This window comes from Chitinophaga sp. GbtcB8, assembly GCF_019091455.1.
Lineage (GTDB): Bacteria > Bacteroidota > Bacteroidia > Chitinophagales > Chitinophagaceae > Chitinophaga.
This window is the reverse complement of sequence record NZ_JAGXJN010000005.1, coordinates 69,017-82,028: the sequence shown is the minus strand read 5'-3', so window position 1 is coordinate 82,028 and position 13,012 is coordinate 69,017. Positions and strand designations below refer to the sequence as shown.

Below are 13,012 nucleotides of genomic sequence, written 5' to 3'. Positions count from 1 at the left end.
TATTACACGATGGAAGAACAAATGAGTCATTTATGCAATCATGAGTTTGCGCTGGATATGGAGAGTGTGGCGCTGATCAGGAAGTATGCACGGAACAGGGATCAGGAGATATTTGTTCAGGTGTTATCTGTGCTGGCAGTGATGTGCTGTAAATTGAATAATACGGACGACATTACGATCTATATTCCCGCCCCGGTACAGGACCATGCTTCCCGGCAGCAGGCGCCGTTGCTGCCGGTGAGGCTATCAATACTACCGGGCGATAGTATAAAAGACATTATACAGAGAACCGGGAATGCGGTGCAGATTGTTTACAGGAACATGTCCAAGATTATCAGGCAGCTGGAAGATTCCCATCAACCGGTAAAACACGTAGCGGCATTGTTGTCTTTCAAAGGACTGCATCCGGTAGTGAAAAATGAAGGGTTCAACGGCATGGAATTTTTTGCAGCGCACCATCCCGGCGGCATCAGCATTAACATCCGCTACCCGGGAGATGCTTTTAGTGAAGCATATGTGCGGCGGATCACATCTTATTTTAATGGTATTGCCGCTGAGTTTAGATCGCTTGAAAAATTGTACAGGGATCTCAGTTATATCCCCGCCGGTGAAAGGGAACAGCTGATAAATGGATTTAATAACACAGATAGTTTTCTGCCGGCGGTCAATTTAATGCAGTTATTAGAGGAACGCGCCTTTTTAGACCCGGGGAAAAAAGCGGTCATGGATGAACAGGTGAGGATGACCTATGGAGAATTATACAGGACTTCGTGCAAAGTGGCTGCGCATCTTATACAGTACTGCGGCGTTAAAAAAGGAGATATCATCGTTACCTGTCTGGACAGGTCGTATCTGTCGGCGGTAGGAATGATGGGTACCCTCCTGGCAGGAGGCATATATCTGCCGGTTTCCCCGGACAGCCCGGAAGCCCGGTTCCTGCATATTTTGGAAGATACCTCGGCAAAGGTGATCATCTCATCGGGTAAAACGCCCGCACATCGTGAGGCTACCGTTTGTATAGATATCCGGAGCATTATAACATCGGAGTACCCTGAATGCATGGAGTTTGATCTTCCTTACGTTGCACCCCAGGAGATAGCCTATATTATTTATACTTCCGGATCTACGGGAAAACCCAAAGGCGTTCCGATCACGCACGAAGGAATCATTAATACGATACTGGATGACATAAAGCAGTTTGAGGTGGGCCCTGGCGATGTGTACCTGCAGTTTTTTAATCACGCTTTCGATGGCGCTGTCAGGGACATGCTGATGGCATTGGCTTCCGGGGCGGCATTGTATATCGCTTCCAGGGCAACCATTAATGATGTGCGGTTAATGCTGGATCTTATCCGGAGAGAAAAAGTGACGATCACCTCTATGACCCCGTCTTATATCAGGCTGCTGGATAGGGCGGAACTTTCCGGCCTGCGGGTCCTGATGTCCGGCGGGGAAGCGGCTTATACGGAAGACCTGGTATTTTATGCCCGCCATTTTACTGTTTGCAATATGTATGGGCCATCGGAAAATGCGGTGGTATCCACGAAATATATAGTGAATAAGGATAAAACCTATCCGGATAGTATACCCATAGGATATCCGGTTTCCAATACCCGTATTTATATTCTTGATAAAGACAGGAAACTTCTCCCGCAGGGCTGCTATGGGGAGATCTGTATTGCCGGAACCGGTCTCACCTCCGGGTATCTTTCCCAGCCGGAAGCCACCCGGAATGCTTTCTTTGAAGATCATTCCCTAGAGGGATCCATTATTTACAAAAGTGGAGACGTAGGCCGCTGGAATGAAGATGGTACCCTGTCTTTTCTTGGCAGATCAGACGAGCAGGTGAAAATTAACGGCTTCAGGATAGAGCTGAATGAAATACGGAGTGTAACCATTCGCCATCACAGCGTCAGGGATGCAGCGTTCCTGGTGGATAACCAGAAGAAACTGTATGGCTTTGTGGAGACAACAACAGGGGCTGCGGACGTGACAGCAGTTAAACAGTATCTGCAGCAGGCGCTCCCTTCGTATATGCAGCCACATAAGCTGGTTTGCGTCAGTAAGATCCCTGTTACCGATGTTGGAAAGACAGACAAGGAGAAGCTGCTCGAACTGATAGCGCAGAAAGTGTGGATTGCAGATGTAAATGAAACATCTCCCGAGGGAGCTATTTTGCTGGATGCGTTGAAGCATATTTTTAATGACGAACGCATTACATTGGAGGGCCATTTTTTTGAAATGGGAGGCGATTCGCTCAAAGCCATCACACTGTCCGCATATTTATCTGACAGGGGATATGATTGCAGGGTAGAACAGATATTGGAAACTCCCGTGCTAAAAGAGATTGCGCTCCTGTTAAAGGCCGGGAAGGAAGAAGACCGCATTGATATTGTTCGCGTTGAGGAATCCGAATACTATCCTGTTTCACATGCGCAAAGAAGGATCTGGGCGCTTAATCAGCTACAGGAGGAAGCCGGGTACGTTTATAATGTACCGGATGCCTGGATGTTGGAGGGTGAAATTGTAGTTCCCGTACTACTGCAGTCGTTTCGTGAGTTAGTAGCAAGACATGAGATCCTGCGGACCACCTTCACGCATAACGCTAACAGCGTAATGCAGCAGGTGCACCCATTTGATCCGGATAGTTGCGATTTTAAGTATTTGGATGAGGTAAACGCGCCGGATAAATTTGTAGCAGCGGAGGCAATATTACCTTTTGACCTTGAAAAAGGACCGTTGTTACGTTTAAGACTTTTTAAGATCAGTGACCGGCAATATGTGCTGCTGTTAATAGCACACCACATTATTATTGATGCATGGTCTTGTAGCTTATTCTATAAAGAGCTGCTGGCTCTCTATGATGCCACTTTAAACAATAGAAAGGCAGCGCTCCCAACGCTGCACTTTCAGCAAAAGGATTACGCCGCCTGGCACAATAGCCTGGTGGAGAAAGGAAGCCTGCCGGAACAGCGGCAATTCTGGCGCTCCGCTTATAGCGCTATCCCGCAGCAGATACAGCTGAACCGCGATTGGGCAGGAGAATATGCGGCCGCATTTTCAGGAGATACCATTAAAAGCACGTTTTCAGCAAAGCAGTCCGGATACATCCACACATTTATCGGCAGGCATGATATGAGCCCTTATATGTTTTTTGTGGCGCTGGTAAATGTTTTGCTGTTTAAGTACACGGGGCAGCCTGTGATCGTTACAGGAACACCTTTCTCAAACAGGGAGATAAGAGGCCTGGAAGATCAGATCGGGTTCTATGTCAACATGCTTCCAATAAAGATCGATATAGACGGTGAACAAGAGGTTGTACCCTATTTACTGGGTGTCAGGGACATCATATCTTCTGTTCATAAAAATCAGCAATACCCGGTTGACGTATTAATAGACGAGCTGGATCTTCCTTTTTCTACCACGCCGCTGTTTAATATTGTTATTACCTGGCTGGATGAGGCGCAACGGCCCGCAGCTTTGACCGGGGGAGGGTTGAAGGCGTTACCATATCCTTTTGAATTTAATATAAGTAAGTATGACCTTACGTTTTCTTTTACCCGTAACGCCCAGGGACTATATGAAATACAGATCAATTATAAGACAGCCTGTTTTCAACGTGACCGCATAACGCGAATGATCGGTCACTTCCACGAGCTGGTACAGCAAATTCCTGTTTTTGACAGGCTGCGGATACATGAATTGAATATACTCCCTGCAGCGGAAGTGGCGTTATTACGTGCTTTTAATAATACTACCGTCGAAAAGGCTGCTGCGTTTAGCAGTGTTATAGCTGTATTTGAAACCCAAACTGCCGGATCGCCTGAGAAGACGGCAGTGTTTTATGGTGACAGTTCTTATTCATATGCTGATGTAGACGCCACCGCCAGCCGTATAGCCGCTTACCTGTTGCAGCAGAAAAACCTGGACAGGCAATCCCGCATCGGGGTCATGATGCAGCCTTCATTTTTCTATGTGGGAACTTTTGCAGGTATATTAAAGGCCAACTGTATATATGTTCCGTTAGATCCCAACGACCCCGCGGAGCGGATAAATTATATCGTAAAAGATGCAGGGTTAAAGCTGATCTTTACCAATGGGATCAACACGGCCGGTTACCAGGGAATAACGACGGAGCTGACAGACGTTGAAGCAGTTACAAAAGGTGAGATCCAGATACAACCCTCTCAAATATGCAGTCCGGATGATCTTGCCTATATCATATATACATCCGGAACTACCGGCCGTCCCAAAGGCGTTAAAGTAAGCCATGCTGCGCTGTTTAACTTTTGTTCTTTTCATAACAGCGTATTTAATATTAAAGCCGGGCATGCTTCCATGCTCTATTCATCTCTCACCTTTGATGCCGCCATATGGGAACTCTGGCCTTATTTGATGGCAGGCGCCGGAATATACCCGCTACCAGCAGAAAACAGGCTGGACGTAGCCGGAATTGCAGATTTCCTGACCCTCCATAAATTGACACATTGTTTTTTGCCGCCTGTTATACTGGATCAGCTGCTCACCTGGAATAAAAACAGGTATATAGAAACAGTTACCATACATACAGGAGGAGACCGGATAAGACCTAATAAAAAGTTGAGGCATTATAAGATCGTCAACAACTATGGTCTTACGGAAACAACAGTCATTGCCACAAGCACGCTCGGTGAAGACCTGCCTGCAGAGAACAGGCCATTGACTATTGGAAAACCATTTGCGTTTGCCGAGATCTTTATTCTTGACACGCAAATGAAAATGTTGCCGGTGGGTGTTACCGGGGAAATATGTGTAATGGGTGGGCTCCTGGCAAACGGGTATCTTCATGATGAAGATCTTCAATCAAAGAAGTTCGTTGCTTCAGCATATGGAGCAGGGAAGCTGTTCCGGACAGGAGATTATGGCTACTGGACCAACGATGGTCAGATTGTATTTGAAGGAAGGATGGATAGCCAGGTTCAGCTGAACGGGAAAAGAGTGGAGCTGGAAGAAGTGCAGCAGGTACTGAACAGGTTTGAGGGCATTGACCAGGTGGTGGTATATACCAGGGAGCTTAGCAACAATAACCCGGTGGTGGCAGCCTGTTACACAGGGCCTGATACAATAGCGCCATCGGCGTTAAAAATGTATGCCGCATTATACCTTCCCCAACATATGATACCGGCATATTTTAAGCGGGTGGACAATATTCCCTTAACAGGAAGTGGAAAAATAGATTACAAAGCTTTGCCCGGCCTGGAAAAGCCCGCGGTTGATACCGGTTATCCGCAGGAGCAGCCGGATACACCGGTAAAAATGTTTCTTGGAAAAATATTTTCGGAAATGCTGCAGGTGGAGCAGATCGACTATAACACAAGCTTCTTTGACCTCGGTGCTAATTCTGTTTCGCTGATAGCCATTCATAACAAGATCAAACCTGTATATCCGTCGTTCAGGGTGCTTGACCTTTTTTCTCATCATAATATTAATAGTTTATCCACCTTCCTGGAGTACCAGCAAATGAACCTGGTTGATGATGTATTACTTACGGATGTTAATGCGATAACGCCCGACAGGAAGTTTTTATCCGAAGACATAACCGCTGATGGACACTATCATTTCAGCCTGGATAATATTCCGGGTTTAAAAAGATTGGCAGCCGGATGGGGAGTTAGTTTGGAGGATATGCTGGTAGGCGGGTTCCTTTATTCATTAAATCTGATAGCAGCAGCTGACACCATTCCTTTGCATATAGCAGATGGAATGCAGGATAGCAGCTGGCTCATAAACGTAAATTTTGACCAGGTGGAAAATGAACAGGGGCTTTTCAGGGAAGTAAACAGGCAAATGACCGGCAAAAGCGCTGCAGGCATGGGGTTAGATCAGTTGGAAAAAATAAAGTTCACAAAAGCCGATCCGCAGCTGCTCACAGCCTGCGTCCTGTTGCAGCTGAAGAAGGAACAGAAAACAGAGGCGTTTTACAGGAACTTTGACCTGATATTTGACGTTGAACAGTTGACGGGAGATACGCTTACATGTTCCCTGGTTTGTTTGAATGGCTCAAACGGTGTTAACTATATCAGTGCTGTTTCGGGGCATATGGCCCGGTTATTTTATTCAATGAAAGAAATGCCGTTAGAAATCTCATCAGCGTCATGAAAAGGATAGCAGTCATATTTCCCGGGCAGGGAATTGATATCCGGGAGTCTGAGGAGCTGGTCCGGAAACATACGGTCGCCCGGAGAATATTTGCGGAAGCAGGTAGTTTGCTTGGACGTGATCTTTTAGAGGTGAGCGCAGCACCCACGCCGGCAACATCGGATCAGGTTCGTATTGTATTGAGTAGTGTGGCGAATTTTGAATGTTTTGTAAGGGACCGCCGCTTGCTTCCTGCTGTTCATTATATGGCCGGCCATAGTTTAGGGGAATACAGTGCCCTTATATGTGCAGGCGCGCTCAAACTGTCTGATGCCGTCAGGCTGCTGGCACACCGGCAGCGGTTAATGGATGATTGTGCCAGGACTGCCGGCGGCGGAATGGCGGTAGTGCAGGGATTAACGCAGGACCAGGTTACAAAGGAGCTTAGCTTACTGCAACGGCAGGGAAAAGCAATTGGTATCAGCGCGTTCAATACACCCCGGCAGTTTGCCATCTCCGGCCATATCGGAACCATTAAAGAGATGGGGGTTTTGGTGGCAAAGCTGGGAGGCATATTTATGCAGCTTAAGGTGAATGGCCCGCTGCATAGTGAATTGATGAGCAATGCAGCAAACGAATTCAGAAGTTATGTGGAGGCAACCGGTTTTGATCAACCCAATTGTACAGTATACTCAAGCATAACAGGTAACCCGCTTTACGATAGCCGGGAAATTAAAAATAACCTGGTGAGCCAGTTAACCCAGCCCGTTTTATGGGAGCACGTTTTACAAGCATTAGTGCGCCGGAAGGTAACATTATTCATCAATGCAGGTCCGGGTAGTACGCTGGAAAAAATGATGGGCAGCAGCTGGCCGGGCTGCAGCGCTTTCAGCCTGGGACGTGAAGACACAAGGAACGCCTGCGCTGCTTATATAAATGCTGAAATAGATACGTATGTATCGCCTGTAACACGTTGCCTGGTAAGTGCCGTTGCGGCCAGGAACAACACACTGTCTCAGGAGGTGGGCGATATTGTAAAAGTATATGACCGTATTTGGGAAATCCAGCTGTCTGTAGAAAAGGAAAAAAGATCCGCTGATAGGGCAACCGTTCTTGCTGCCCTGTCGGATCTTAAATATATACTGGAAAAGAAAGGACTGGAGGATGATCAGGTAAGTGCGAAAGTAGATCAGTTAATATTCGAAACAGGTATGAAATGCCTGTACCCGGAATGATAGCAGATAATGAAAAAGAAATTATTCAATATTGATCCTGATCGTTTGGCTGATGGCCTGGATACGAAGAACTATCGGGGAAATGAGATCGCCGTGATTGGGATGGCGGTTGATTTGCCAGGGGGCAAAGGGCTGGATGGGCTCTGGAGCATTGTTTCAGAGGGGAAAGACTGTGTCCGGGATCTGCCTGCAAACAGAAAAGCGGACGTAGAGCAGCTCATGGAATCCCCGCTTGCACGTAACAGGGTGGCTTACCAGTTCGGAGAAGCTGCTTATGTAGACGACCTTGACTGTTTTGATCATGCTTTTTTCAATATTCCTTATGATGAAGCAGTAATGATCAATCCCATGCATAGAAAGCTATTGCAAACAACCTGGCAATGCATGGAAGATGCCGGGTATACAAGATCGCGTATTGCCAAAACCAGAACGGGCTGCTTTATTGGCTATTCATGGAATCTGAATAATTATTATGACCTGGTATGTGCAGCCAACCCCGGACTATCCAGCTATGCCATCGTACATAATATCGCTTCCACCTTACCGGGAAGAATTTCCTATTTTTTTGATCTTCATGGCCCCAGCATGGTTGTTGATACCGCATGTTCTTCTTCGTTGGTGGCACTTCATAATGCATGTGAACAGATTGCTGCAGGTAAGATGGATGCGGCATTTGTTGGGGGTGTGAACCTCACATTTGGGGTGACTGAGTCAACAGATACCGGTATTGGTATTGAATCCGGCTCACACCGGTGCCTGACATTTGATGAGGCGGCAGATGGTGCAGGAAGGGGAGAGGGAACGATCATGGTGCTGGTTAAATCGTTGCCACTGGCATTAAAGGACGGTGATAATATATATGCTGTTGTAAAGGGATGGGCTTCAAATAATGATGGCGGCCGGTCAGTAGGAATGGCGGCTCCCAGTATTGGCGCTCAGGAAGAGGTATTGCTGCAAGCCTGGCACCATGCAAAAATTAATCCCGGCGATATAGGCTTTATAGAAGCGCATGGCACCGGCACTAAAATAGGGGACCCTATTGAGCTGGAAGCGCTGACAAATGCCTTCAGAAAGCATACAAAGAAACGCCAGTTCTGCGCCATAGGCGCTGTAAAGGCCAACATCGGGCACCTGGATACGGTAGCAGGTATTGCAGGATTTGTAAAATCAGTGTTATGCCTCTATCATAAAGCCATACCTCCCCAGGTGAATTTTGAAAAGCCTAATAGCAGAATTTCCTTCCTGGATTCTCCTGTTTATGTAAATGATATGCTGACCGGATGGCATACAAACGGGAATCATAAAAGATTGGCTGGCGTGAACTCTTTTGGTATTTCAGGAACAAATGTTCACGTAGTGCTGGAGGAATATGAAGAAGAGCCGGTGAAGATGACAGACCACCATAAGGATGCATATTATTTATTTCCTGTTTCTGCAAAAACAAAACCGGCGCTGCTCAATTTAATCGCTGAATATGTCGCTTTTTTTGACAGGCAGCAGGCCGAGATCCCGGTCGCCGGGCTTTGTACGACAGCTGCCATATACAGAGATCATTACAAGGTTCGCCTGGGTTTGGTGGTGAATGATACGGAAGCACTGAAACAAAAGTTGAAAGAGGCCTGGAATAAGCTGCAGGCAGGTATTTCCCTCCATTCAGATGAGTTTTTTTATCATGAGCATAACAGGTTTTCCGATAGTGCCCGGCAGGAACCCGGGAGGAATATACGGGTGTCGGGGAGTGAAGAGGAGATAAAAGATGCTGCAAGGCATTATGTGCTTAGTAGTGAGATCAGCTGGACTACTGCAATCGGGAAGATACCTTACCGGTATAGAATACCTGTACATCCATTTGATAAGATCCGCTGCTGGCCGGATCTGCATACGCAGCAGCCATTGCCGGAAGAAAACCTCCCGGCAGCAGCTGCCAGTCAAATACCTGTTGTAAATAGTCATTCAAAAGAAAATAATATGAACGCAGCAGCTGACATATCAGCCATACTTAAGAAGATAGTGGCCGAATCACTCGACGGGAATGTTGAGCTGACGGATACCGGTAAAACCTTTTTTGAGCTGGGTTTTGATTCTATTAATATTGTTCATATAAAGACAAAATTTCAGAAGCATTTTAATATTGATATACCGGTAGAGGAATTGTTCAGCCACCTGAATACAATCGATAAGCTGGTTGAATATGTAACCCGGGAAGTGAAAGCGGTGCAGCCAATACTGCCCGCGCAGGAAGCCGGGCAAATACGGGGCCATGCAATTCCGCCGCAAGAGCCTGTGCCGCTCAACGGTAAGCTGACCGCAGAGAAGGACTTATCAGACGATCTTATTGGAGGCCTGTTTGCCAGGCAGCTTGAGATCATGGAGCTGCAGATAAATATGCTGAAGTCTGCGGGGGGGAACGTAACACCAAAGACTGCCGCAACAGAGAAGGGATACATTTATCCGGCAAATAACAGGACAGAACCTTCTTCAAAACGGCCGGCTTCACACTATTATTCCGACTCCGGCTCCTCCTTTAACGATATACAGAAACGTTTTATCCAGGAGCTGATCCGGAAAGTATTGGCCAGAACCGGGAAGTCCAAAGCGCATACCCAGCAATACAGGAAAGAATTTGCCAGCTACCGGAAGGCAATGTATTATGATCATTATTTCAAAGAGCTGATCTATCCTATAACAGCAGCCGGGGCCAATGGATGTAAAATGACAGATCTTGATGGGAATGTCTATGTTGACTTTGTAATGGGTTTCGGCGTGCATTTATTGGGATATAACAACCCAGAGGTGACGGATGCATTACTCAAACAAATACAGCGCGGCGTTTTCGTTGGCCCCATGTCTCCGCTGGCCGGGGAGGTGGCCAAACTGATTACTGAGATTACAGGACTGGAACGGGTTGCCTACGCCAATTCCGGGACCGAGGCGGTTATGCATGCTATTAAAATTTCCCGTGCTAAAACTAAACGGGAGCTGGTGGTTAAATTCAGCAATTCATATCATGGATTTTATGATGTGGTACAGGCGGATCAGAGCCCTCACAACCCTATGGACAGTGTTCCGAACTCTCTTGGCATTCCTGGCGGTATTACCAGGGATGTACTGGTGCTTGAATTTGGAAAGGAAGCTTCCCTGGATATGATCAGAGATAACATAGGCCGTATCGCCTGCGTCCTGGCGGAGCCTGTGCAAAGCAGACGGCCGGAGTTTCAGCCAAAAGAGTTCCTTGAAAAGCTCAGGATTATTACACAGGAGGCGCAGGTTCCGCTGATCTTCGATGAAATTATTACCGGGTTTAGAATACATCCGAAAGGCGCAATGGGTTTTTATGATATCGTCCCTGATATTGTTACTTATGGTAAGGTGCTTGGAGGAGGAATGCCGATGGGGGCTGTGTGCGGGAAAAAAGAATACCTGGACTTCATGGATGGAGGATACTGGGAATACGGTGATGACTCCAGGCCTTCCGAAAACAGGATAGGAACAGGAGGCACATTCTGCCATCACCCGCTGGCAATGGCATCTGCAAAGGCTACACTAACCATCATTAAAGAAAAGGGCGGAGAACTATACCGGTCTTTAAATGAGAAAACAGAACGGCTCAAAAATTACCTCAATAATTATTTTAATGCCAATAATATTCCAATACATATAGTGAATTGCGGATCGCTTTTTTCTTTTAAACCATTGCTGGACGTAAAGGTGATGCAGGTATTGTATTATTCATTATTGGAGAAAGGCATTTACCTCTGGCAGGGGGCTACCTGTTTTTTATCTGCCGCACATACGGATGCTGATATTGAAACCTTTATTGCGGCGGTGATACAAGGCTGCGAAGAGCTGATAGACAATGGATTTGTTAGCCGGAACGCGCCTATTGGAACTATCCCCAGGGTGCCGGAAGAGAAGTATTATGATGTGTCGCCATCCCAGGGAAGACTCTGGTTTATGCATCAGCTGTACGGGAAACTGAACGCTTACAACCTGGCTATCGCCTATAAGTTATCAATACCGTTGAATATACCGGCTTTTCAACATGCTTTTGAACAGGTAGTAAGGCGGCATGAAAGCCTGAGAACAACTTTTGACGACGTGGACAGCGTCCCTAAACAATTTATTCATGCTTTTGATGCAGGGATCCATGGCATTCAGGTGGATACAACGGCTCATGGACAAAGCGGACAGGAAATCACCAGGAGGATGGAGCTTGAAATGGAAGAAGTGTTTGATCTGAATAATGGGCCCTTGTTTAAAGTGGTATTGTACCCGGCATCGGATGACGCTTGTTATCTCTTCTTCAATTTTCATCACCTGGTAGCAGACGGTTTTTCAATAGAAATTATCCTGAAGGAGATATTTATTTTATACCATGCGGCTACAGGCAACAGCAGTACGCCGCTAAAGCCGTTGAATATCCAGTATAAAGACTATGCCGGCTGGATCAACAGGTTTTTACGTTCCGGGGAAAGCAACATTCACCGGGACTATTGGGTGAACAGGATTGGTGCTCTTTCAGAACGGGTGCTGATTCCTCCGGACTTTAAAAGACCGGAGGTCCTGGACTTTTCAGGGAACTCCGTACTAATTGAATTTACCCCGGAACAATCGCTTAAGCTCTATGAAATGGCTCGCCGGCTTGATGTTACCCTTTTTATGATAATAGTGGCCGTTATAAAAATGCTGATCAATAAGCAGGCAGGTGACGGAAATGTGGTGGTCGGATGCCCCTATTCCGGCCGCTTTTCGGAGGAATTGAGTAACCAGATCGGTTTCTATGTTAATACAGTTGTACTTGCTGACAGCATCACCGGTAATGACACGTTTTCCGAAGTGCTGTCAAAAGTTAAGCATACGGTACTGGAGGCCGGGAAGCATCAGATCTATCCATTTGATAGCCTGGTAAGGGACCTTTCGCCTGAAAGGCATATTGCAAGAAATCAGTTGTTTGATATAGATGTGAACATGAATGATCAGGATCTGGGAAACTACCAGCAGGTGCAGCTTGGCGGGTCAGGTGTTGTACCCATAGACCTGAAACCCAATGTCAGCAAATTCGATATGACCTTCTCCATTTTTAAGGGCGCCGCCGTTTGTGTATCCTTAGAATACAAAACAAGCCTCTATGAGTTTTCTACCATCGCGCTGATGAAAACAAGAATGATAAGCATCGTGGAGGAAATTTTAAATAATAAGCTGCATGTTCCCATCAGGCAGCTGAATTATGATAGCGGGTTTATACCTGAGAGTAACAATGTATTTGAAAAGAAAGAATTGTTCTAACCTATCCATTTAACGTTCCGATGATAAATATACCCGATCAAATTGCCATTCAGGGAAGATATTGGAGGGAAAAGTTCCAAAGCAGCGGAAACACCTATAGCCTGCCTTTTTTTCGCGAACCGGCAGCTGCCGGCTTTGTAGGATCCGTGGTTTCGATGGACCTGCATCCTGATATTACAGGTAAAATTAAAAACCTTTGTAACAATGATCCTTATTTAATATTTACTTACTATCTGTCAGCGCTAAATGTGTTGATCTTTAAGTATACAGGTCAGCAGGATATATTCACAGTAACTGATTTCCCAAATGAAGGGACGGGTGCTTACCAGGGAAATCTATTGTTGGCCTGCCGGATGAGGGCAGATACGAATTTC

Annotated in this window: 3 protein-coding genes; all 3 read left to right on the top strand. The window is 46.3% G+C overall.

The features are described 5' to 3' along the window. Positions 1-9: 9 nt before the first annotated feature. From KVT36_RS07890 to KVT36_RS07880, 3 genes are read left to right on the top strand one after another with little or no spacing between them, the layout of a single operon-like run. Positions 10-6,138, top strand: coding sequence for a non-ribosomal peptide synthetase (locus KVT36_RS07890; protein ID WP_217602945.1), 6,129 nt, complete (start codon positions 10-12; stop codon positions 6,136-6,138). Continuing rightward, a complete protein-coding gene (locus KVT36_RS07885) occupies positions 6,135-7,352 on the top strand; it encodes an ACP S-malonyltransferase (RefSeq protein ID WP_217602944.1) in 1,218 nt (405 codons plus the stop codon). Before KVT36_RS07890 ends, KVT36_RS07885 begins: the two co-directional genes overlap by 4 nt. Positions 7,353-7,361: 9 nt before the next feature. After that, on the top strand, positions 7,362-12,638 hold the full coding sequence (locus tag KVT36_RS07880; RefSeq protein WP_217602943.1) for an aminotransferase class III-fold pyridoxal phosphate-dependent enzyme: 5,277 nt from the start codon (positions 7,362-7,364) through the stop codon (positions 12,636-12,638). The last annotated feature ends 374 nt before the right edge of the window (positions 12,639-13,012 follow it).

What these genes read in the sequence shown, in the direction of transcription:
- KVT36_RS07890 (WP_217602945.1), top strand. Translation starts at nt 10, where the DNA reads ATGGAAGAACAAATGAGTCATTTATGCAATCATGAGTTTGCGCTGGAT.
- KVT36_RS07885 (WP_217602944.1), top strand. Translation starts at nt 6,135, where the DNA reads ATGAAAAGGATAGCAGTCATATTTCCCGGGCAGGGAATTGATATCCGG.
- KVT36_RS07880 (WP_217602943.1), top strand. Translation starts at nt 7,362, where the DNA reads ATGAAAAAGAAATTATTCAATATTGATCCTGATCGTTTGGCTGATGGC.